The organism is Streptomyces sp. NPDC057253, from assembly GCF_042669125.1.
In the GTDB taxonomy this organism is placed as follows: domain Bacteria; phylum Actinomycetota; class Actinomycetes; order Streptomycetales; family Streptomycetaceae; genus Streptomyces.
In genome coordinates, this window is record NZ_JBHUXV010000006.1 from 20060 (window position 1) to 41932 (window position 21873).

At 69.8% G+C, this 21873-nt stretch carries 19 protein-coding genes; 8 read left to right on the top strand and 11 right to left on the bottom strand.

Features of this window, described 5'->3' with window-relative positions; translation table 11 throughout:
- Window positions 1-155: 155 nt before the first annotated feature.
- From ACFULQ_RS04785 to ACFULQ_RS04830, 10 genes are all read right to left on the bottom strand, one after another.
- Window positions 156-1178: a branched-chain amino acid ABC transporter permease gene (locus tag ACFULQ_RS04785; RefSeq protein WP_383538169.1), complete on the bottom strand. Its 1023-nt coding sequence runs from the start codon at window positions 1176-1178 to the stop codon at window positions 156-158.
- Window positions 1175-2038 carry a branched-chain amino acid ABC transporter permease gene (locus ACFULQ_RS04790; protein WP_383538171.1) on the bottom strand — a complete coding sequence of 288 codons (864 nt, stop codon included), beginning with the start codon at window positions 2036-2038 and terminating at the stop codon, window positions 1175-1177. Before ACFULQ_RS04790 ends, ACFULQ_RS04785 begins: the two co-directional genes overlap by 4 nt.
- Before the next feature lie 55 nt (window positions 2039-2093).
- The gene (locus ACFULQ_RS04795) at window positions 2094-3296 is read right to left on the bottom strand and encodes an ABC transporter substrate-binding protein (protein WP_383538174.1); all 1203 of its coding nucleotides are present in this window, start codon (window positions 3294-3296) and stop codon (window positions 2094-2096) included.
- Window positions 3293-4933 (bottom strand): ATP-binding cassette domain-containing protein, encoded by a 1641-nt coding sequence (locus tag ACFULQ_RS04800; RefSeq protein ID WP_383538177.1) that lies wholly within the window; start codon window positions 4931-4933, stop codon window positions 3293-3295. The genes ACFULQ_RS04795 and ACFULQ_RS04800 overlap by 4 nt, the downstream gene beginning before the upstream one ends.
- A 332-nt stretch (window positions 4934-5265) precedes the next feature.
- Window positions 5266-5766 (bottom strand): VOC family protein, encoded by a 501-nt coding sequence (locus tag ACFULQ_RS04805; protein WP_383538180.1) that lies wholly within the window; start codon window positions 5764-5766, stop codon window positions 5266-5268.
- Between the two features lie 42 nt (window positions 5767-5808).
- Window positions 5809-7488 (bottom strand): thiamine pyrophosphate-binding protein, encoded by a 1680-nt coding sequence (locus ACFULQ_RS04810; RefSeq protein WP_383538184.1) that lies wholly within the window; start codon window positions 7486-7488, stop codon window positions 5809-5811.
- A gap of 31 nt (window positions 7489-7519) precedes the next feature.
- Window positions 7520-8284 (bottom strand): SDR family NAD(P)-dependent oxidoreductase, encoded by a 765-nt coding sequence (locus ACFULQ_RS04815; protein ID WP_383538186.1) that lies wholly within the window; start codon window positions 8282-8284, stop codon window positions 7520-7522.
- A complete protein-coding gene (locus ACFULQ_RS04820) occupies window positions 8281-9162 on the bottom strand; it encodes an SDR family oxidoreductase (RefSeq protein WP_383538189.1) in 882 nt (293 codons plus the stop codon). Before ACFULQ_RS04820 ends, ACFULQ_RS04815 begins: the two co-directional genes overlap by 4 nt.
- A gap of 5 nt (window positions 9163-9167) precedes the next feature.
- Window positions 9168-10676: a carotenoid oxygenase family protein gene (locus ACFULQ_RS04825; RefSeq protein WP_383538192.1), complete on the bottom strand. Its 1509-nt coding sequence runs from the start codon at window positions 10674-10676 to the stop codon at window positions 9168-9170.
- A 34-nt stretch (window positions 10677-10710) separates the two neighbouring features.
- Window positions 10711-12180 (bottom strand): benzaldehyde dehydrogenase, encoded by a 1470-nt coding sequence (locus tag ACFULQ_RS04830; protein WP_383538195.1) that lies wholly within the window; start codon window positions 12178-12180, stop codon window positions 10711-10713.
- Between the two features lie 193 nt (window positions 12181-12373).
- Here ACFULQ_RS04830 and ACFULQ_RS04835 point away from each other — a divergent pair, with 193 nt between their 5' ends.
- The 8 genes from ACFULQ_RS04835 to ACFULQ_RS04870 all read left to right on the top strand — a co-directional run bounded on the left by ACFULQ_RS04835 (window position 12374) and on the right by ACFULQ_RS04870 (window position 21669).
- On the top strand, window positions 12374-12868 hold the full coding sequence (locus ACFULQ_RS04835; RefSeq protein WP_383538198.1) for a VOC family protein: 495 nt from the start codon (window positions 12374-12376) through the stop codon (window positions 12866-12868).
- A gap of 5 nt (window positions 12869-12873) precedes the next feature.
- Complete coding sequence (locus ACFULQ_RS04840) at window positions 12874-14541, top strand: bifunctional 3-(3-hydroxy-phenyl)propionate/3-hydroxycinnamic acid hydroxylase (RefSeq protein WP_383538200.1); 1668 nt, start codon at window positions 12874-12876, stop codon at window positions 14539-14541.
- Window positions 14538-15380 carry a fumarylacetoacetate hydrolase family protein gene (locus ACFULQ_RS04845; protein ID WP_383538203.1) on the top strand — a complete coding sequence of 281 codons (843 nt, stop codon included), beginning with the start codon at window positions 14538-14540 and terminating at the stop codon, window positions 15378-15380. The genes ACFULQ_RS04840 and ACFULQ_RS04845 overlap by 4 nt, the downstream gene beginning before the upstream one ends.
- A gap of 65 nt (window positions 15381-15445) precedes the next feature.
- Window positions 15446-16231 (top strand): IclR family transcriptional regulator, encoded by a 786-nt coding sequence (locus tag ACFULQ_RS04850; protein WP_383538206.1) that lies wholly within the window; start codon window positions 15446-15448, stop codon window positions 16229-16231.
- A gap of 671 nt (window positions 16232-16902) precedes the next feature.
- A complete protein-coding gene (dctA, locus tag ACFULQ_RS04855; protein WP_383538208.1) occupies window positions 16903-18333 on the top strand; it encodes a C4-dicarboxylate transporter DctA in 1431 nt (476 codons plus the stop codon).
- Window positions 18333-19484 carry a glycerate kinase gene (locus tag ACFULQ_RS04860; RefSeq protein WP_383538210.1) on the top strand — a complete coding sequence of 384 codons (1152 nt, stop codon included), beginning with the start codon at window positions 18333-18335 and terminating at the stop codon, window positions 19482-19484. The genes dctA and ACFULQ_RS04860 overlap by 1 nt, the downstream gene beginning before the upstream one ends.
- A gap of 71 nt (window positions 19485-19555) precedes the next feature.
- On the top strand, window positions 19556-20455 hold the full coding sequence (locus tag ACFULQ_RS04865) for a LysR family transcriptional regulator (protein ID WP_383538213.1): 900 nt from the start codon (window positions 19556-19558) through the stop codon (window positions 20453-20455).
- 122 nt (window positions 20456-20577) lie between these two features.
- The gene (locus tag ACFULQ_RS04870) at window positions 20578-21669 is read left to right on the top strand and encodes a tartrate dehydrogenase (RefSeq protein ID WP_383538216.1); all 1092 of its coding nucleotides are present in this window, start codon (window positions 20578-20580) and stop codon (window positions 21667-21669) included.
- On the opposite strand, the gene ACFULQ_RS04875 is transcribed toward ACFULQ_RS04870, so the two are convergent.
- Complete coding sequence (locus ACFULQ_RS04875; protein ID WP_383538219.1) at window positions 21666-21863, bottom strand: hypothetical protein; 198 nt, start codon at window positions 21861-21863, stop codon at window positions 21666-21668. The genes ACFULQ_RS04870 and ACFULQ_RS04875 overlap by 4 nt on opposite strands.
- Between the last annotated feature and the right edge of the window lie 10 nt (window positions 21864-21873).

Genomic DNA, 21873 nt, shown 5'->3' on the forward strand with positions numbered 1-21873 from the left:
TCAAGTGGGCGATGTTCGGCCGGTGGTGGACCAGAGTGCGAGAACGCTGAAGGACCCGGGCGGGTGCCCCTGCAATCGAACACCGCCCCCCTCCGCGACCGCTGACCAGGATCTGAGCCCGGGACCCCGTGAACGGAGCCAGGCCAGGGAACACGTCAAGCGTGCTCCGGAGTCCGCGTGATGGCGTTCGAGCCGGTGTCCGTTGCGGTGAGTGCGGCGCGGCGGCGGGTGAGGGGAAGCCGGATGGCTCGGCAGATCAGGGGCCAGGCTCCCTGCGGGGCGAACCGCACGATCGCGATCAGCAGGACTCCTTCGATGACCATGGACAGTGTCTGCTGGTTTTGGAGCGCACGGGTCAGTCCGTAGTAGACGATGCCCACACCGGCGACGGGACCGAGCACGGTGCCGGCGCCGCCGACCACGGACATGAGGACGGCGTTCAGGCTCCAGTTGACGCTCGCCACGCCGTCCGGGGAGATGACGACGAACTGGAAGGCGATCACGGCTCCGGCCAGACCGGTGAGCGCGCTGGTGGGGACGAGGGCGGCGAGCCGGTGCCGGTAGACGGAGACACCAAGACCGGCGGCGGCCGGTTCGTTGTCGCGTACGGCGGCGATCCGCAGGCCGAAGGCGCTGTGCCGGACGTACAGGGTGAGCGCCATGGCCAGGGCGGCGACGAGGACCGCGATCTGATACAGGTTGCCGCCGCTGGGGATCCGCTCCGTGGGGAGGGTGAGGCCGCTGGCACCGCCGGCCCAGTTCCAGTTGCTGAGCAGGGCCTGGATAGCGATGGAGACGGCCAGGGTGCCCACGGCGAAGTAGTCGCCGCGCAGCCGCAGCAACGGTACGGCGAGCAGCAGGGCGAGCAGTGCCGCGCCGACGCCCGCGCCGAGGAAGGCGACGGGCCAGGGCAGGCCGGTGTGGGCCAGGATCAGAGCGGTGGTGTAGCCGCCGGTCGCCATGAACGCGGCGGCGCCGAGGGAGATCTGGCCGCTGAAGCCAGCGAGGACGTTCCAGGCCTGGGCGATGGTGAGATACGTCAGCAGGGTGACGCTCAGGTCCAGCTGTCCCAGGGAGAGCACCGGGGCGAGCGCGAAGGCGGCAACGGCGAGGGCCGCGAGGGCGGCCGCAGGCCACAGGGCCTTCGACACCCCTGCTGGGACGGACGGGGTTTTCATCCGGTGGCCGCCTTTCGGAACAGGCCCTGGGGGCGTACGGCAAGGACGAGGAAGAAGGCGAGGTAGACAACGACGTCGCGCATGCCGCCGCCGAACAGTTGGACACTGGCCGACTGCAGGACGCCGAGAGCGATGCCGGCGAGGAGGACCCCGCCGACGCTGCCGATGCCGGCCAGGGCCATCACGGCCATGCCGGTCAGCAGCAGTGGCAGCCCGCTGGTGGGAGTGAAGCTCTGGGCGACGCCGGTCAGGACCCCTCCGGCCGCGGCCAGGGCCGCGGCTCCGGCGAAGGTCATGGCATACACCGTCGACACGTTGATGCCGAGCACAGCGGCCGTGGCCGGGTCGGCCGAGGCCGCCCTGACCGCGCTTCCGGCACGCGTACGGGTCAGGACGACGTGCGTAGCGGCACACAGGACGGTGGTCAGCGCGAAGGCGATCAGATAGATCGTCTGGATCCGCAGGCCGAGGACGGAGATGCCCGAGTCGGCATAGGGGGCGGGCAGGCTCTTGGGGTGGGTGCCGAACACGCCCTGGAACAGTGCCTGGGCGAGCAGGGACAGCCCGAAGGTGGCCACCAGCGGGGCGCTCTTGTCCCCTCTCAGCAGAGGGGTGAGCAGATGCCGCTGGAGGGGATAGGCGATCAAGGCGACGCCCGCCATGGCGAGGGGCAGGGCCAGCAACGGGTCCCAGCCCGAGTCCACCACCAGCAGGGACGCCAAATAGGCGCCAGCGATGACGAGTTCGCCGTGGGCCAGGTTCATCAGGCCCAGAACGCCGAACACCAGGGAGATGCCCAGTCCGATCAGGGCGTACAGGCCGCCGGAGAGAATACCGGCGGCCAGGACGTCGAGGGTCACGATGTGCTCCGTTCGCTCACACTCGTAGTGGGTCGTGGTGCGCTCATGCCGGGCCTCAGCCGAGCCCGGTCAGCGAGGCGAGCGGGGAACCGCCCTTGGCCGGCCAGACCTGCTTGATGACGCCGCCTTCCCACTGGCCGATGAAGGTGGGGGTCACGCTCTTGTTCTCCACGAACTTCACGGGGCCCTGCGCGGAGACGGTGGTGCTCTTGGCCAGTGCCTTGTTGATGGCGTCGGCGTCAGTGCTCCCGGCGGACTTGATGGCGTCCATGAGGATGGTCGCCTCGTGCAGTCCGAGGGCGACCGAGCCGAGGTCGGTGAGGTTGGTGTACTTCTTGCCGTACTTGCTGACGATGAGGTTCGTGTCCGGAAGGCCGGCCGTGTCGGACCAGTTCAGCTGGACGAGGGTGCCGTCGCCGAGCTTGCCGAGGGAGCCCCAGCCGGGCGTCTGCGCGCACTGCACACCGACGGCGACCTTGGGCTTATAGGCCAGGGCTTTCATCTGCTTCCACATCGCGAAGCAGTCCGGAGGGGCCATGGCAGCGATCAGCACCTGCGCGTTCGAAGACTTCCCGGCCTTGATGACGTCGGAGAAGTCCGTGGTGCCGGTGGGGACGGCCTTGGTGGCGGTGATGGTGAAACCGGCCTTCTTGCCGGTGGCGCCCCACAGCTTGCCGGTAGAGATGCCCTGGGCGTCGTTGTTGGTGACGATCAGTGCCTTCTTGTCGGTCTTCGCCCCGGCAGCGACGGTGTAGAAGTCCTTGGCCCCGTCGGCGAGCGACTGGAAGGAGTCCCAGGTGTAGCCCTTGCCCTTGGGCAACAGCTCAACGGGGAGCGCGCCCATGACCAGCGGCACCTTCAGTGCGTCTGCCTGGCCCTGCATGTCGATGTTCTGCTGGCAGCACGAGCCCAGCAGCCCCACGACGTGGTCCGTGAGCGCCAGGGAACGCACCTGCTGGACCATGGTGTTGGTGTCACTGCGGTTGTCGAGCACCTTCAGCTCGACCTTCCGCTTCTTGCCGCCCACGTCCAGACCGCCCTCGGCGTTCACCCGCTGCACGGCCAGGAGGTAGCCGTCGCGGATCTGGTTGAGGACGGTGGTGCCGGACAGCGAGATGCTGGTCCCGATGACGATGGGGCCGTCGTCGTTCTTGCCGCCGCTGCTGCTGCTCGAGGCGTTGCCCGCACAGCCCGCGGTCGCAGCGAGCAGTGCGGCCGCGCCGAGTGCGTGGATGCGGCGGCTGGTGGATCTGATCACGAGAGGTCTCCTTCGGATGCGCCGAGCGGACGGGGAGCAGAGGGGACGGGGGGTGGGGAGGAGCCGGCGGCGGATGCGTCGTCGGCAGTGCCGAAGTAGGCGGCGTCCAGGGCCTCGTCACTGAGCAGGGCCTCAGGGGCACCGCTGTAGGAGACCCGTCCGCGGGAGAGCACGACGGCGTGGTCGGCGATGCCCAGCGCCCGCTTGACGTTCTGCTCCACCAGCACGATCGCGACGCCCTGGGAGTTGATCTCGGCCAGCGCCCCGTACAGGGCGTCGATGGCCACCGGTGCAAGGCCGAGCGAGATCTCGTCGCAGATCAGCACCTGAGGGTCGGCCATGAGGGCCCGGCCCACGGCCAGCATCTGCTGCTGGCCGCCGGACATGGTCCCGGCCGGCTGGGCGGCACGCTCGGCCAGCACCGGGAAGATCGCGTGGACACGCTCCATACGACCGCGTACCTCATCCCTGGCCAGTGCCAGCGGGGCACCGAGCATCAGGTTCTCGGCGACAGTGAGGCCGGTGAAGATACGGCGGCCTTCCTGGCAGTGGGCGATGCCCAGGCGCGCCCGGTGGTGGGTGGCCATGCCGGTGATGTCCTGGTCGAGGGCGTGCACGGATCCCGACCTCGCCTCGACGGCGCCCATGATCGTGGCGCACAGAGTCGACTTGCCGGCCCCGTTGGCACCCAGCACGGTCACGATCTGCCCGGCCCCGACGCGCACCGAGAAGTCCCGCAGTGCGAGCAGGTCGCCGTAACCGGCGCTGACCGAGTCGAGAGCGAGTACAACGGCGGCATCCGAGGCCGTGGGGGTGGCCACACGTCGGGCGGCAGACGTCTGCGTCTCGTCGCCGTCGCCGAGGTAAACGGCACGCACTTCCTCGTTGGCGGCGATCTCGGCGGGTGTGCCCTCGACCATGGGGCGGCCCCAGTTGAGGACCAGGACGCGGTCGACGAGTTCTCGTACCACCCGCTCGATGTGCTCGACCAGGAGCACGGTGACGCCCTGGGCGTGGACCTGGCGGATCAGGTCGATCGCCTCGTCCAGCTCGCGGCCGACGAGCCCCGCCGCGACCTCGTCGAACATGAGCAACCGCGGACGGGTGGCCAGGGCCCGCGCCACCTCCAGTCGCTTCAGGTCCAGGACCCGCAGGGAGTCAGCGGGACGGGACGCCTTGGTGTCCAGCCGGCACTGAGCGAGGATCTCGTCGATCTCGCCGGGGGGCAGGTGAGGCCGGCTCGCCATGGCTCCGACGCGGACGTTCTCGCGGACGGTCAGGCCATGGAAGGGCCGTGGGACCTGATGTGCCAGGGCGACACCGCTGCGGGTGATGCGGTGCGCCGGCATTCGGTCCAGCCGCTGCTCACCCAGCCACACCTCTCCCTCGCTCGGGCGGTGCACGCCGGAGATCAGTTTCAGCAGCGTGCTCTTGCCCGCACCGTTCGGACCGATGACGGCGACCGCTTCTCCGGACGCCACCGACAGGTCGACGCCGTCGAGAGCCGTGACACCGCCGAAACGCTTGGCGAGTCCCTGCACTCGCAGAGGGGCCCCGGGAAAGGCGCTCGGCAGGGGAGCGGGGGTGGCCGCGGTACGAGGTCCGGCCCCCGGCAGGGGCGCATCCAGTTTCTTCACGCCGTGACTCCTCACCGCCGCGCCGGGAATGGCCCGGTGTCACGCGGCGAGTGGTAGACCGTAACTTCGCCGAAGCGTACGGTCCCTTATGTTGAAACGCTAGTCCTAATTTACGGGACAGCGAGGATGGGTGGTGGCTGTGGGCTGCGGAGCGGGGGGCGTGCTGGACGACGTGCGACTCTGCGGTGCGATTCCTGCCAGGCCGGCTTTTCTTGGTCGCCCTGGTGGTGGCGCACGTCAATCGCCCCTCCCAGTGAGTCCGGTTTCCCAGGAGGATGGTCCGATATATCAGGAGGCCCGCCCAGGCCCCCAGGAAGCCCGTGTCTGTGTGCTCAGAGGGATTCCCTGTACATCGCGGTGAACGTCGCGTTGAGGCCGGAGCTCGTTTCGATGAGTTCGGTCATGCCGGGAAGGACGTCGCGGGTGTCGAAGTAGGCGACGCGGGAGTCGGGCCCTACGGACGCGGTGAACACGGTTTCATACCCCTTCCGGTGCATCGCCTCCACCGCTGCGTCGAAAGTGGTTGTGGCGCGGCCGAAATGGTGGAAGCCGTAGCCCTGCTGGGTGATCACATCGCGGTGCACGGACGGGAGTTCGTCCGCGGGCTGGATGAGTTCGTACTGCATGTGCCCGCCGAAGCCGAGCGCCACGTGCGCGCGTGCCTGGGTGGGTTCGCCTCGGTAGCGGGGGTTGTCGCCCGCGAAGTCGCGCAGGACCGTCCACGGCCCCACTCCGAAGCTCTCGTTGAACCGAGCCATCGCCGCGTCGAGATCCTCGACGACGAACGCCAATTGGATGAGGCCGTCGGTGGGTTGGCCGAAGTCGAACAGCATGGGAGTTCCTGACGAATCGGACGTGTGCGGAAGAAGGTGCGTTCAGAACGGGCTGCCGCCCATGATCACCCGCTCCTCCGGCGGGATCGGGTCGAGGCTGACGTGGACCTCGAGGCAGGACGGCCGGCCGCTGTGGAGGGCCTTGGTGAGGGCGGGCCCGAGTTCGCCGAGGGCGCGGATCTGATGGCCGTCCGCGCCGAGCGCGATCGCTGCGGCGGCATAGGAACCGTTCTCCAGCCGGTTGTTGGTCACCCGGTCCTTGCCGTGAAGGATCTCCTGCGCGTGCAGAGTGGCGCCCCACGCCCGGTTGTTGAGGACGACGACGACCACCCCGAGCCCGGCACGGACCATGGAGTCGAACTCGCCGAGGCTGTAGCCGACGGCCCCGTCACCGGTCACCAGGACGACGCTCGTGCCAGGGGCGACGGCTGCCTGCGCTCCCAATGCGATGCCCATGCCGACCCCCATGGAGCCGAGATAGCCGTGGCAGAGGAACGCGGACACCGGCGTGCCGGAGATCGTCTCCGACAGCCAGAGATAGGTGAGCGCGCCGTCGGCGACGACCACCGATGCCTCGGGCACCGTCGCGGCGATGGCGCGCACCGCGTCATAGGGGTGGACGCGGTCGTCGTGGACGACCTGAGCGGCCACGGCTTCGCGTCGCCGGTGCAAGTGCGCCCGCAGGACGGCCCGCCAGCCGGTCAGATCCCGACCGTCAGCCTGCCTGAAGGCGAGTGCCCGGTTGAGGTCCTCGAACACCGGCAGCGGGTCGGCGGCCACGGAGAGGGCGACCGGCTGCAGGTGTCCCAGTTCGCCGCCGGAGGGGTCGATCTGCACCACCCGCGCGGCGCGCGGGATCAGCGCGCCCGAGCCGTGCGCGGTCGTGAGGCCGAACCGGAGCCCCGCCATGATCACCAGGTCGGGTTCGTCCGCGGACGGCAAGCCGTGTAGTCCTTGCAGCAGGCCGAAGCTGAGGGGGCTGGGCGAGATCGCGCCGAGGCCCTCATAGTCCGACATCAGCGGCAGGCCGAGTCGCTCGGCGAAGGCCCGTAGCTCGCCGTCGGCGCCGGACCTCGGCACCTCGGACCCGGCGATGATCACCGGCCGTCGGGCCTTTGACAGCAGATCCAGGATCCGGTCGGCCCCTGTGCCCGAGAGGCCAGGACCGTGGTCGGCGCCATGGACCAATTCCGTGGTCAGGTCGGGCAGGTCGACCTCTTCCGTCAGCACGTCCCAGGGAATGTCGACCAGCACCGGCCCGCGTGGTGCGGTGAGCGCGGTGCGGATCGCGCGGGCCAGGATGCGGGGGATCAGCGAAGCGCGCGTCACCCGGTGCGCCCACTTGGTGACGGGTGTCGCAACGGCCACCTGGTCCAGGCCCGCCTGCAGAGTGTTGGTCTGGTCGTCGGCCAGCGGCCCCGACGCGGCGAGGTAGAGCACGGGGGTGCGGTCCAGATGGGCGTTGGCCATCGAGGTCACGGCGTTGGTGAACCCGCCGCCAGCGGTGAGCAGCGCGACGCCGAGGGCGTTGCGCACCCGCGCGTAACCTTCCGCCGCGTGGCCCGCGTTCATCTCGTGCCGCACGTCCACGATGGGCAGCCGATGGTCGAGTGCGGCCTGGTACACGGAATCGATGTGCGCCCCGTTGATGCCGAACATCCGGTCCACACCGGCCTGTTGCAGGAGACGGACGACGAGGTCGCCACCGGACACGCGAGTCATGGAACTGTTCCTTTCCAGACGCCGGACGACGTCAGACACAGGTCTCGCCGCCGTCGACGGCCAGCACATGACCGGTGACGTAACTGGCCCGGGGGGAGGCGAGCCAGTACGCGGCTTCGGCGACCTCCCGCGCGTCGGCCACGCGGCCGAGCGGAGTCGCGGCGGCGGCGCCGTCGGCGTCGAGGTGCTCGTGTTCCTCCAGGTGCCGCAGCATGCCGGTGCGGGTCAGGCCCGGGGCTATCGCGTTGACGCGGATCCCGTGACGGCCGTGCTCGGCGGCCGCGGACCTGGTCAGCCCGACGACGCCGTGCTTGAACGCGGAGTACGCGGCCCCGCCCCCGGCATTGCCCACCAGGCCGGCGACCGAGGAGGTGTTCACGATCGCGCCGTGCCCCTGGGGCACCATGACGGCCAGTTCGTGCTTCATGCACAACCACACGCCACGCAGGTTCACCGACTCCGACAGCTCCCAGCTGTCGCTGCCGAGTTGCTCGATCGGCGCCACCGGGGGTGCGATTCCCGCGTTGTTGAACGCGGCGTTGAGAGCGCCGTAGGTGTCGACCGCCGCGGCGACCATGTTCTCGACGTCTTTCTCGACCGACACGTCCACCTGGACGAAGATCGCCCTGCCGCCCGCCGCGGTGACGGCGGCGACGGTGTCGGCGCCGGACTCGCAGCGGTCCGCCGCCACGACGGCCGCGCCGCGCTCGGCGAACAGTTCTGCTGCCGCCCGCCCGATGCCCGAGCCGGCGCCGGTCACGAGCACGACCGATCCCTCCATGCCCTGCGCCGTCACCGTCGGGCCTCCGCCGCAGTCAGGACCTCGTCGTAGACGGGGTTGGCGAGCACCGACCTTTCCACCGCGGCACGGTGCGGGTTCTCCCGGCCGGTGGGGACCGATGCGAGGATCGCGTCGAACCGCCGGGCGAGCAGGTCCCGGTGCTCGGGATGGGTCAGGACGTAGAGGCTTTCCTCCTGTATCGCCAGCAGGACCCGCTCGCCGACTTCCCGCGGCAGCATTGCCGTCCGGTGCAGGTCGGCCTCGGCGAGGGCGCCCGGCGCCTGCGACCCTGGGCGGCCAGGGGGCGGCGGACCCTGGTGGATGTTGGTGCGGACGATCCCCGGTGTCAGGACGGACACGTTGACGTGGGTGTCCCGGAGTTCGGCCGCCAGCGCCTCCATCAGCCCCACCACACCGAATTTCGCGGCCACGTAGAGCGCTCCCGGGGTGCCGAGCAGACCGCCGATCGACGCGGTCGAGACGATGTGCCCCGGACGGTCGGCGGCCAGCATGCGCGGCAGGAAGGTCCGGATGCCGTTGAAGACGCCCGTGAGGTTGATGTCAAGCACCCAGTCCCACTGCTCGAAGCTCGCCTCGACCGCCGGTGCGAGGAAGCCGACGCCCGCGTTGTTGACCAGCACGTCCACGCCGCCGTAGTCCGCGTCGAGACGGTCGGCGACGGCGGCGAACGCCTCCCGGTCCCGCACGTCGAGCCGGATCGCTTCGGCCTGGCCGATCCGCGCGAGTTCGCGTTGCGCGCTCTGCAGCGTCTCCGTGACGACTCCGCAGATGACCACGTTCATGCCGGCGTGACACAGCACCTGCGCCACGCCGAGACCGATGCCGCTGTCCCCGCCGGTGATGAAGGCGGTCCTGCCCGCCAGATCTCGCACGGCGCTCAGCCGTCCCTGCGGTGGGCGGCGATGGCCCGATCCAGGGCGTGGTGGTCGGCCCAGCTGCCGTGGAAGCCGAAGGGCACCCTGCTGGGGAGCTTGACCCGGGCCAGCGGAGTGCGGCGCAGGTCGGCGGCGTCGTGGATGAGCAGTTCGCTGAGATCGGTGGTGCGGTTCCACCACAGGGACAGCAGGTAGCCGTCGTCCTCGCTGTGGGCATTCTCACGGGCCACGAAGACCGGTTCGCTCGGGTTGGTCAGACTGTCCGGGCCCTCGACGACGGTGGTGCGGTCGAGGAGGTAGTCGTGGCGGGCGAGGCCGTCGGACATGGTGTCGTCGGCCAGGCCGCGCGTGGTGACGAAGTAGCCGTAGCGGTGCGGCCGGCCCGTGCAGGCGTCGTTGATCTTGGGGAACTCCCCGAAGACTCCGCTGATCATCTCTTCCGTGGCCCGGCCGGTCGCCAGGTCGACGCGCCACCGGTAGGGCATGGCCGGCGGGAACCACTCATGGGACCCCATCGGCGTGGAGAGGCGGTCGACGGGGCTGCCGAGCCGGTCGATGCGGTGACCGTCGACGACCAGCTCGCCGTTCTGTTCGTCGGCGTTGTAGAAGTGGGTGTTGGCCCAGTGGCCGCCGAGTTCGTGCCAGGTGACGTCGTGGGTGTGGCGGTTCATCAGGACGATCTGGACGCCGTGTTCGAGGGAGTCCTCGTCCCAGACCACTCCGGGCCTGCTCTGCGCCACCAGGTCGAGGCGGAACTGGGCGGGGGTGACGAAGAAGACCGCGTACGTGTCGCTGACGGCGAAGTCGTGCATAAGGACCGGCACGCCGATGTCGAAGGAGTGCGAGTCGATGATCTCGGCTGTCTTCACGTCGGCGCGGTACCAGGTGATGACCGGCCCGGTGGCGGCGAAGAACAGCATGTCGCCGGTGTCGGGGTCGGTCTTGTAGTGGCCGGTGCACAGGACGTCGATGCCGCCGTGGAAGTCGTAGGTGCCCAGGGTGCGCAGGGTCTCGGGGTCCAGGGCGTGCGGGAGTCCGCCGTCGAAGTAGACGATCAGGTGGTCGTCGAAGAGGCCGGCGTTGATGTTGGCGACGTTCTTGGCGCGCGGGGCGCCCTCGGGCAGCCGTCCCGGAGTGCCGCCGTTGACGAAGCCGCTGTAGACCGCCTCCCCGGCCTCGACCTCGACCTTCATCGAGTCGGTCTCCACCCAGCGGGTGCGGTAGGCGGCCATGCCCTCGCGCAGGTAGATCCCGCACACCATGCCGTCGCCCTCCCACCAGTGGTAGCGGTCGGTATTGCGGGGCTGGAAGCGGGGGTTGGAGGAGACGCGGAACAGCGCGCCCGCGAGGTCGGCCGGTATCTCTCCGTCCACCTCCAGGTCGTACGCCTCGCTCTCCTCCGTCCAGGGCGCGAACGGGCCGTTGAGGAACTTGTTACCGGTCGGCCAGTCGGCCTTGGCAGGCGGCGGGGCGGTCCGACGGGGAACGACGGTCATGGGGTCCAGGGGCATGGAACTCTCCGTGCGGCTCTGTGGGGTGGGGCGATCAGAAGGGGTAGTGCGGGAGTTCGCCACGTACGGTGACCCACTGCTGTTCGGTGAAGGCGTCGAGGTTGGCGGCCGCACCGCCGTGGCGGGCCCCGGTGCCGGAGTCGCCGACCCCGCCGAAGGGGATGAGCGTCTCGTCGTTGACCGTCTGGTCGTTGATGTGCACCAGACCACTAGGGATCCGCTCCGCGAGGGCCAGGCCCTTCATGACGTCCCGTGTGAGGATGCCGAGGGAGAGCCCGTACTCGGTCCCGGCGGCCAGGGCGGCGGCCTCGTCGAGGTCCCGGAAGGTGACGACGGGCGCCACGGGCCCGAAGATCTCCTGGGCGTAGGCGGGCGCGGTGAGCGGTACGCCGGTCAGGACGGTCGGACGGTAGAAGAGCTCCTCGTAGGTGCCGCCCGCGGCCAGGTGGGCCCCGGCCCCGACGGACTCGGTGACGATGCGGTGGATGGTGTCGCGCTGGCCGGCGTCGATGACCGGTCCCAGGGCGACCTGCTCGGTGGTCGGGTCGCCGACCGGGAGCGCGTCGGCGTGCTGGGCGAGCAGGGCGGTGTACTCGTCGGCGACCGAGGCATGCACGAGGTGGCGGCTGCTGGCCATGCAGATCTGGCCGGCGTGCACGAAGGACCCCCAGGCGCCCACCGAGGCGGCCTTCTCCAGGTCGACGTCGTCCATGACGACGAGCGCGGAGTTGCCGCCCAGTTCCAGGTGGACCCGCTTGAGATGTTGGGCTGCGGCGACACCGATGGCGCGGCCGGCGCGGGTGGAGCCGGTGAACGCGATGACGGGGATCCGCGGGTGCTCGACGACGGCCGCTCCGACGTCCGCGCCGCCGGGCAGGACGTGCAGCAGACCGGGCGGCAGGCCCGCCTCCTCGAAGATCCGGGCGAACACGACGCCACCGCTGACCGCGGTGCGCGGGTCCGGCTTGAGGACGACCGCGTTGCCGAGGGCGAGTGCCGGGGCGACCGCCCGCATGGCCAGGATGATCGGCACGTTGAACGGCGCGATGACACCGACGACTCCGACCGGGAGGCGGCGGGCGAAGGACAGCCGCTGTTGTCCGGAACGCAGCAGCTCGCCATAGGGTGCCCCGGCGAGGGCGGCCGCCTCGTGACACTCCTCCGCACCACCGCTGGTGACCTGGAGGGTGGCGAAGGGCCGGATCGCGCCGGACTCCCGCATCAGCCAGGTCTCGATCTCCTGCTGGTGTTCCTCGAACAGACGCGCGGCGCGGCGCAGTACGGCAGCCCGGTCGGAGTAGGGCCGTGCCGCCCACTCCCGCTGGGCGCGCGCCGCCCGCTCCACCGCCCTGTCCACGTCGGCGGGCGTGGCGGAGCCGACGCGGCCCAGCGCCTTGCCCGTTGCGGGCTCGACGGCGTCGTAGACCTCGCCCGAGCCGCTGATCCATTCTCCCGATCCGGAGAAGACGCGGCCTTCCCAGGTGCTGCTGTCCAAGAGCGTCATGGTGTCCCGTTCCCAAAGTCTGATGTCCCGCATATTCGGACTTCTATAGCGTGATACAGGACGCTGCATCGGAAGGGGCCGCTGCGTCAAGAGGTATGCGGCTGTGATCTCGTCTTGCTCTGTTGACCCGGCCCGCCCATCGTCCTAGTGTCCTATTAATCGAAACTATCATCCTGCTAAAGGAGACGACAAGATGGCGATCACTGGGCTGGGGCACACCGGCTTCTGGGTCGACGACCTGGAGACGATGCGCGACTTCTACGAGCGGGTCCTGGGCCTGACCGTCACCGACGAGGACGAGCAGCAGGGCATCGTCTTCTTCTCCGCGCGCCCCGATGAGGAGCACCACGAGTTCGTCCTCCAGCGGGGCCGCACCGCACCTCCCGGCGCCAAGCTCACCCACCAGGTGTCGTGGCGGGTGGACTCGCTGGACACGGTCATCGACTTCCACCACAGGTTCCGCGCCGAGGGCATCGAGGTCCAGCAGGAAGTGACCCACGGCAATGCCATCGGGATCTACTTCTTCGACCCGGAGGGCAACCGCAACGAGGTCTATCTGCGGCTGGAGCGAGACGTACGCCAGCCCTTCCGCAAGTCCCTCGACCTGGACCTGTCCCCGGAGGAGATCTTCGCCGAGGTCGAGCGGCTGCTGACCGAGGGCGGCCCCGCCTACCAGCCGGTCCAGTGACCGCCATGCCCACGGCCTCCCCGGCACCGCCGGTCCTGGTGGTCGGCGCCGGCCCGACCGGACTGACGGCCGCCCATCTGCTCGGCTCCAGGGGGGTACGGGTCGTGCTGGTGGAACGCAACGCCACCACCAGCAACGACGCCAAGGCGATCAGCCTGGACGACGAGTCGCTGCGCACCCTGCAGTCAGCCGACGGCCTTGACGAGGCGGTCTACCCGATCATCGTGCCGGGTACCGGGACGAGGTACTTCGGCGTCGGCGGGCGGCCCCTCCTGCACGCCCGCGGCACCGGCGACCAGCGCCTCGGACATCCTTTCAAGAACCCCTTCGCCCAGCCCGACCTGGAGCGAGTACTGCGCGAACAACTCGACCGGCTCCCGAGCGTCGACGTCCGCTTCGGCACCCGGTTGACAGACCTCACCCAGGAACCCGGCCGAGTGCGCGCCTCGCTCCGTACGGGCGGGGAGGACGGGCCGGTGGAGGAACTGGAGGCCGCGTATCTCCTTGGCTGCGACGGCGGCCGCAGTACCGTGCGCGACCTGCTGTCCGTCCCCATGCGCGGGCGCAGCTTCCCGGATGTGTGGCTGGTGGTCGACACCCTTGAGGACACGCACGACCAGCGATTCGGTATGCACCACGGAGATCCCGACCGGCCCGTGGTCATCGTCGCCGGTCGGGACGGTCGCTGCCGTTACGAGTTCCGGCTGAAGCGCGGAGAGTGTGCGGCTGGGTCGCCTCCGCCGCTCGCCCTCGTGCGTGAACTCCTGGGCCCCTACCGGGAAATCACTCCCGGGCAGATCGAGCGTGCGGTCGTGTACAGCTTCCACGCGCTGCTCGCCGACCGGCTGCGCGACGGGCGCTGCTTCCTGCTGGGCGACGCCGCACACATGATGCCGCCGTTCGCCGGACAGGGCCTCAACTCCGGTCTGCGGGACGCGGCCAACCTGTGCTGGAAGATCGCCGACGTCCTGGCGGGCCGGGCGGGCGACGCCTTGCTCGACACGTACGACACCGAGCGCCGCCCGCACGCCCGAGCCGTGATCAACCTCTCCGTACGCCTCGGCCGCGTCGTCATGACGACCAGCCGCCCCCGCGCTCTGCTGCGTGACCTGCTGGTGCGCACAGCCATGCTCACCCCGCCGGGACGCCGCTATCTGACCGAGATGCGCTACCGCCCCGACCCCCGCGTACGGAAGGGGGCCGTCCTGCACGCGGAAGGCCCGGGCGGTGCGTTCGTCGGCACGATGCTGCCCCAGCCCCGCGTGCTGCACGGTCCGCACCATCGCCCCACCCGGCTGGACGACGTGCTCGGACAGGACTGGAGCCTGCTCGGGATCGACGTGACCGACGCGGACTGGACGGCCGTCGAGCGGGCCGGCCTTCCCGACGCAACCGCCGTGGACGTCTTCCTGGACGACCGCGCGCCGCGTGACCGAGCCGGCCGTGCGGGGATCGCCGACGCCGACGGCCGGCTCGACGCCCTCTTCACCGGACTGACCGGCTTCTTCGTCCTCGTACGCCCCGACCGCCTGGTGGCCGCCGTCTTCACCTCCGACCGGGCCGCGGACGTCGGAGCGCAGCTGAGGTCCTTCGCCGCCCGGCCCAGGACGGACGACGGTGACCTCGACCTCGATCCCGAGATCCAGCACGACTCCCAGGGAGTGCCCCGATGAGACTCAGCACCGTACGCGTCGCCGACGGCCGTCACACCGCTGCCGCCCGACAGGAAGGAGACGAACTCGTCCTACTGCCCCACTCCGACGTCGGCGCGCTGCTCGCCACCGGCGAGGACTGGCAGGAACGGGCGACCGCCACGGACGGCGAGCGCGTGTCGCTGGCCCGGGCCTCACTGGCTCCGCTCGTCCCCCACCCCAACAAGATCATCTGCCTGGGCCTCAACTATGCCACCCACATCTGGGAGATGGGCCGCCCGACCCCCACCCACCCCACCCTGTTCGCCAAGTACGACGGCTCCCTCATCGGCGCCCACGACGAGATCCACATGCCGCCGGTCAGCGACGACCTCGACTGGGAGGCCGAGTTGGCGGTCGTCGTCGGACGCCCCGGCCGCCATGTGCCGCGTGAGAAAGCCCTGGAGCATGTGGCCGGCTACACCGTCGCCAACGACGTCACCGTGCGGGACTGGCAGCACCGCACCCGAGAGTTCCTCTCCGGCAAGACCTTCGAGGCCACCACACCGATCGGACCGACACTTGTCACCTCCGACGAACTCCCGGCCGGGGCCTCGGGGTTGACCATCTCGTGCAGTGTCGACGGCGACATCGTGCAGAAGTCCAACACCGCCGACCTGCTCTTCGACGTGGGCGACACCATCGCCTACATCAGCACCATCATCACGCTGCTGCCCGGCGACCTGATCCTGACCGGAACCCCGGGCGGCGTGGGAGCCGGCCGCGACCCGAAGGTCTTCCTGCGCCCCGGCCAGGAACTCCTCACAGCAGTGGAGGGCATCGGGGAACTGCACAACACCGTCGTCAAGGACCGGCTGTAGACCGGGCGAGCGGACGGCCGGGCACAGTCTCCATCACGCCGCGCCCACCCGCTACAGTGTCTCGCATGTCAGGAAACACGTCCCCCAGCTACCGCGACCGCAACTCCACGGCCGACCGGGCACTCGACATCCTGACCATGTTCGACGACGTCCATCTGGTCGTCTCCGGGACGGCCGTGGCCGAGCGGCTCGGCGTGGCACGCTCCACCGCCTACCGCTACCTCCAGAGCCTCGTCGCCGGACGGTTCCTCGAAGAGGCCCCCGGCGGCGGGTTCCGGCTCGGCCTGCGGGTGCTGGAGATCGCCCGGCTGGCCCGCCGCAGCTACGGCCTCTCCGAAGTCGCCATGCCGTCGATGGAGGACCTCGCCGTCGAGACGCACGAGACGGTCCTGCTCACCCGCCGCACCGGCGACCTCGTCGTGTGCGTGGACCGTGCGGAGAGCACCCGCGCGGTCCGCATCTCCTACGAGCGCGGCAGCGCTCTGCCCATCAACGCCGGTGCCTCCGCTCTCGTGCTGCTGGCCTGGAGCCCTGAGGATGAGGCCCGCAGGCTGCTGGAGAACGCCGAACTGCGCCGGTTTACCCCGGCCACCCTCACGGATGTCGACGCGCTGATGGAACGCCTCGGCCGTATCCGCCGCATCGGCTATTCCGTCACCCGCGGCGAACTGGACCCGGACGTGGTCGGCGTCGCCGCGCCGATCCGGGACGAGAACAAGAATGTGGTCGCGGCCGTGAGCGTGGCCGCCCTCGCCTCGCGGCTGTACCCGGAGGCCGAGGCGGAGATCGCCCAAAAGGTCCTCGCTACCGCACAGGAGATCAGCGACCGGATGGCCGTCGTCGCAGGATGACCCCGCTCGGGCGGGAGCCCGTCGTCCGGGGCCGCCACCTGATCGAGGTGTGGTCCGACCGGACATCCTGATCAGCATGGGACCTGCATTCGCCGTCTTCGTCGGCGGTCGTCGTCCCTGGCCCGCCGTGCCGTCCCGGCCGGGGTGGGTGAAGTAGAAGATGTACGCGGTGCCACCGTGGGCGACCACATCGGCGTGCTGCCCGATTATCCCGTCGTCGGGGCGACTGCCGGGCTTGTTGAGGATGAGGCCCTGGTGCTCCCAGATGGTGGGTCGTCGGAGCGCAGGATGCCTTGGCCGCGGACGTCCAGGGGCGTCGGCCTCGTTCCTCACACCGACCATGGGTCGCGGTACGTGTCGATTCGGTGCAGCGAGAGGCTGCCGGACATCGGTGTCTCCGTTTCGGTCGGTTCGATCGCGGACAGCTACGGCAGCGCGGGCACTCCGCCCTGGCATGCTCGGCCCGCTCGCGTGTGAAGTCCGCACCCCACCCACCAGTAACCCGAGACCAAGCAACTCGACGCGTCTCCAACTGCGCGAGGAACAGATAGGCCCTGCCTATCCGGGGCATCGGTTTTTGGTCGTGGACCCTCGACCGATGGCCCGGTTCACTGTCGCTCAAGCTAGCGCGGACCGATCGGGCTCGGTGCCGCGTGATCAGGGAGGCTGCAATGACGCATACCCCGGGCAACCAGCGAGCCGAGCAAGCCACGCGCATCGCCGCGAAGCCGTGGTATCGGCAGTTGTATGTTCAGGTGCTGGTGGCGATCGTGATCGGTATCGTACTGGGCTGGAAGTGGCCGGATCTGGCCACCGACATGGAGCCGATCGGCACGACGTTCATCACCGCGATGAAGATGCTGATTGGCCCGATCGTCTTCCTGACGATCATTGGTGGCATCGCTGGCGTCGCGGATCTGAAGAAGGTTGGCCGCACCGGTATCAAGGCGCTGGCCTACTTCCAGGTCGGGACGCTCGTAGCCTTGCTGACGGGGCTCGTGGCGATCAACGTGTTCCGGCTCGGCGACGGCGTGCACGCCGATCCGTCGACGCTGAAGACATCGGGCGACGCGAGCCAGTACATTTCGCAGGGCGAGCACCAGCACTGGTGGGAGTTCCTCACGAACATCGTGCCGAACAGTTTCTTCGGCCCGTTCGTCGAGGGGAACATTCTTCAGGTGATCTTCCTGGCTGTGGTCTTCGGCATCGCCATCAAGATGGTCGGCAAGACCGGCGAGCCGATCATCGCGGCCGTGGGGCGGCTCACCGACGTCGTCTTCAAGGTGTTGTCCTTCGTCATGAAGGCTGCGCCGCTGGGCGCCTTCGGCGCCATGTCGTACGCCATCGGCAAGTTCGGCCTGTCCACGCTGACCAGCCTCGGCTCGCTGATCGTCCTCTTCTACGTCACCTCCGCGCTGTTCGTCGTGCTCGTGCTCGGCGGAGTGCTCGCCCTGTACGTGCGGCTGAACATCTTCCAGCTCTTCCGCTACTTCAAGGAGGAGTTCTGGCTGGTCCTCGGCACCTCCACCGCCGAGCCCGCTCTGCCCGGGCTGATGCGCAAACTCCAGTTCATGGGCGCGGATCGCTCCACGGTCGGATTGGTCGTCCCGACCGGTTACAGCTTCAATCTCGACGGCGCGGCGATCTACCTCTCCCTGGCCACCCTCTACATCGCCCAGGCCACCGACACGTCCCTTTCGATCGGCCAGCAACTCGGTCTCCTGGCCGTCATGCTGCTGACGTCCAAGGGCGCCGCGGGAGTTGCCGGCGGCGGTTTCATCGCCCTCACGGCGACGCTGTCGACGGTCGGATCTGTCCCGGCGGCGGGCATCATGCTCATCTTCGGCATCGACAAGTTCATGTCGGAATGCCGGGCCCTGGTGAACTTCTTCGGCAACGCCGTCGCCACACTGTTCGTCGCCAAGTGGGAGAACGGTCTGGACCTGGAGCGGGCGCGGGCGGTGCTGGCAGGCAAGGCAGGAGATCCGCCGATGTCCGCCGAACCGGCGATGGACAGTGCGCCCGATGCCGATGCCGATGCCGGGCAGAGGCGGCCGACCGCAGTGGCGTCTGCCGCCCGGCCCGCCGAGGTGACGTCCTGATGGTGTCCGTGCTGATCGCCCCGGACAAGTTCAAGGGCTCCCTCAGTGCCGACGAGGTCGCCCGCGCCCTGGCGGGCGGGCTGCTGAAGGGCGCCCCTCACGCCCGGGTCAGCCGGCTCGCGCTGGCGGACGGAGGAGAGGGGAGCGTGGCCGCGGCCTGTTCGGGCCGGTTCGAGACCGAGAAGGTCGTGGTGACCGGGCCGACCGGACACCCGCTGACCGCCCGCGTCGCCGTGCACGGGCGAACCGTCCTCGTCGAGGCCGCCGCCGTCTGCGGACTCGGCGTCCTGCCCAACGGTCGCCCGGCACCCCTCACTGCCACGAGCCGGGGTATCGGCCAAGCCGTCCAGTACGCGCTGGCGGGCGGGGCGGACACGATCGTCCTCGCGCTGGGAGGCGTGGCTACCACCGACGGCGGCGCGGGCCTGCTGCAGTCCCTCGGTGCCGCCCTGACCTGTGCGGACGGCACGCCGATCGGCCCCGGCGGCCGAGGACTCGCCGACCTCCACACGGTCGACCTCACCGAAGCCCGTGCCGCCCTGAACGGGGTCGACCTCGTTCTCGCGACGGACGTGGACAACCCACTGCTCGGACCGACGGGCACAGCCGCCGTCTACGGGCCACAGAAGGGAGCGACAGAGAGCGACGTGCGCCAGTTGGACGACGCCCTCGGCGCTTTCGTACGACGGCTGGAGGCCGCGGGCGTCACGGACGCCGCCCGACTCGCCCAGGCCCCCGGAGCCGGGTCGGCCGGCGGGCTCGGATATGCCGGGATGCTCCTCGGCGGACGGGTGCAATCCGGCGCCGACTACTTCCTCACTCTGCTCGGCGCGGACGAACTCCTCGCCGACAGCGACTTCGTCGTGACCGGGGAGGGGAGTCTCGACGAGCAGTCCCTGTCGGGCAAGCTCCCGGTCGCACTCGCCCGGCTCGCCCGCGGGCACGCCACAGCGGTGCACGCCGTGGTGGGCCGGTGCACGTTGCCCTCGGACAGGACCGCCCCCCATTTCTCCTCCGTCCAGGCCCTGACAGATCTGACCGACCGGGACTGCGCTCACGACAGTGTCCTGTCCGCCCGGCTGCTCGCCCAGTGCGGACAGACTCTCGCCGACCGCTGGATCGTGCCTCAAGGAGCGGAAACCAGCAGGTGAGAGCGGACAGCTGTCGATCACACAAGGGATAGGTTGGCTCCGGACCGCCTCAGACCGACCGCGGAGGCACCTTGGACGCCCGGCAACTCGAGTACTTCCTCGCCATCGTGGAGCACGGCGGCTTCAGCAAGGCCGCCGCCGCGCTCCACGTAGCCCAGCCCTCCCTCTCCCAGGCCATGGCGAACCTGGAGGCCGACCTCGGGGTCGCCCTGTTCCACCGGGTGGGCCGGGGTGTCGTCCTGAGCGAGGCCGGCGCGCAGCTGCTGGAGCCATCCCGCCGCGTCCTGCGGGACCTGACGGTCGTACGAGACACCGCGGCCGCACTCGCCGGCCTGCACGGCGGCACCGTCGAGGTCGCCACCATGCCCTCGCCCGGCATCGAACCCCTCACCACCCTCATCCACCGCTTCGCCGAACTGCACCCGTCCGTGACGGTGAGCACCCAGGCGGCCTTCACCCCGGACGAAGTCGTCTCCCTGGTCCGCAGCGGCGCCTGCGAACTGGGCCTGCTGGGCTCGGCGAGCCCTGTGACCCCGTCCGGACTGGACGTCCTGCACATCGAGGACCAGCCGTTCGTGGTCGTCGCCGCGCCCGGCGGCAGCCTCCTGGACGGTGTCACGATCCATCCCGAGGACCTTGCCGGGCAGCGACTGATCGCGTCCCGCACGGGCAGCCTGATGCGCAGCATCGTCGACGATGTCACCGCGGGAGGCGCCGGCACGGAGATCGTGACGGTCGTCGACCACCGCACGTCCATCCTGCCGCTGGTCCTCACCGGGGTGGGCGTGGCCGTGCTGCCCTCGTCCTGGACGCGCCTGGCCCGGCGCTGCGGCGCCGTGGTGGCGCCCGTCGAGCCGACCGCCCACCTGCATGTGACGATGGTCAGCCTGCCCGCCCATCTCACCCCGGCCGCCCGCGCCTTCCTCGCCCTGACCAGATCGCTGGCCGAGCGCCGGGGAGGCGACACCTGAGCCGAGTCCGCCGTCGGATCTATCGGCTGAGTCTATGGGTCGCATCGGAAGCAGGTCTTGGACGCGCCCCTACGGCGCTGTGTTGACTCGAACCGACCGCACACAGTGAGCCGGAGGTCCCCATGCCAGCACCCCGCACGTTCCGTATCGCAGCCATCCCCGCCGACGGCGTGGGCAAGGAGGTCGTCGCCGCCGGGCGTGCCGTCCTCGATGCCCTGGCCGAGAACTCCCGGGGCACCGACGACGCGTTCGCCTTCGCCTGGGAGGAGTTCCCCTGGGGCTGCGAGTTCTACGAGCGCACCGGCAAGATGATCGACGACGACGGCCTGGACCGCCTCAAGGACTTCGACGCCATCTACTTCGGCGCCGTCGGCTGGCCGACCGTCCCTGACCACATCAGCCTGTGGGGTCTGCGTCTGAAGATCTGCCAGAACTTCGACCAGTGGGCCAACGTCCGCCCCGTGAACTTCCTCCCCGGCGTCACCAGCCCGCTGCGCAAGGCCGACGACACCGAACTCGACTGGGTGGTCGTGCGGGAGAACAGCGAGGGCGAGTACGCCGGTCTCGGCGGTCGCAACCTCGGCGGGCGTGGGCCGGGCGGCGAAGTCGCCGTCCAGTCGGCCCTGTTCACCGAGGTCGGCTGCGAGCGCATCATGCGCTTCGCCTTCAACCTGGCCCGCACCCGGGCGCACAAGAAGGTCTCGTCGGTGACGAAGAGCAACGCCCAGCAGTACGGCATGGTGCTGTGGGACGACGTGTTCAAGCGGGTCGCCGCCGACTACCCGGACGTGGAGACCGAGAGCGTCCTCGTCGACGCGATGTCCGCGAAGTTCGTACTGAAGCCGGAGGACCTGTCGGTCGTGGTCGCCTCCAACCTCAACGCCGACATCCTCTCCGACCTGGGCAGCGCCCTCGCCGGCAGTCTCGGGCTCGCCGCTAGCGCCAATCTCAACCCGGAGCGCCGCTTCCCCAGCATGTTCGAGCCCGTCCACGGCTCCGCGCCGGACATCGCGGGGCAGGGTCTGGCCAACCCGATCGGCGCGGTCGGCAGTGCGGCACTGATGCTGGAGCACTTCGGCCTGCCTGACGAGGCGGCCCGTCTCCTCAAGGCGATCGAGGCCACAACCGCCGCCGGGATCCTGACCCGCGACGTCGGCGGTACGGCCTCGACGGACGCCGTCACCAAGGCGCTCATCGACGCGCTCAAGAGCTAAACGGCCGTCCTGCCTGGTCGCTTGCCGCCGGGCGGCCGGAGCACAGCCGCGATCGAATGCGTGGTGCTCTCCTTCACCTGCTGAGCCTCTTCCGACCTGCCGACCTGCCGACCTGCCGACCTGCCGACCTTGCGGTGCGCGGCCTTGTCCTTGAGCCCGGTGTTGATGCAGGGGCGGTCGCCGAGCACGGTCACCCCTCGCCAT

Excerpts from the sequence above, each read along its gene's own strand:
- ACFULQ_RS04785 (WP_383538169.1), bottom strand. The coding sequence starts at position 1,178 with ATGAAAACCCCGTCCGTCCCAGCAGGGGTGTCGAAGGCCCTGTGGCCT.
- ACFULQ_RS04805 (WP_383538180.1), bottom strand. The coding sequence starts at position 5,766 with ATGCTGTTCGACTTCGGCCAACCCACCGACGGCCTCATCCAATTGGCG.
- ACFULQ_RS04810 (WP_383538184.1), bottom strand. The coding sequence starts at position 7,488 with ATGACTCGCGTGTCCGGTGGCGACCTCGTCGTCCGTCTCCTGCAACAG.
- ACFULQ_RS04825 (WP_383538192.1), bottom strand. The coding sequence starts at position 10,676 with ATGCCCCTGGACCCCATGACCGTCGTTCCCCGTCGGACCGCCCCGCCG.
- ACFULQ_RS04830 (WP_383538195.1), bottom strand. The coding sequence starts at position 12,180 with ATGACGCTCTTGGACAGCAGCACCTGGGAAGGCCGCGTCTTCTCCGGA.
- ACFULQ_RS04835 (WP_383538198.1), top strand. The coding sequence starts at position 12,374 with ATGGCGATCACTGGGCTGGGGCACACCGGCTTCTGGGTCGACGACCTG.
- ACFULQ_RS04840 (WP_383538200.1), top strand. The coding sequence starts at position 12,874 with ATGCCCACGGCCTCCCCGGCACCGCCGGTCCTGGTGGTCGGCGCCGGC.
- ACFULQ_RS04845 (WP_383538203.1), top strand. The coding sequence starts at position 14,538 with ATGAGACTCAGCACCGTACGCGTCGCCGACGGCCGTCACACCGCTGCC.
- ACFULQ_RS04850 (WP_383538206.1), top strand. The coding sequence starts at position 15,446 with ATGTCAGGAAACACGTCCCCCAGCTACCGCGACCGCAACTCCACGGCC.
- dctA (WP_383538208.1), top strand. The coding sequence starts at position 16,903 with ATGACGCATACCCCGGGCAACCAGCGAGCCGAGCAAGCCACGCGCATC.
- ACFULQ_RS04860 (WP_383538210.1), top strand. The coding sequence starts at position 18,333 with ATGGTGTCCGTGCTGATCGCCCCGGACAAGTTCAAGGGCTCCCTCAGT.
- ACFULQ_RS04870 (WP_383538216.1), top strand. The coding sequence starts at position 20,578 with ATGCCAGCACCCCGCACGTTCCGTATCGCAGCCATCCCCGCCGACGGC.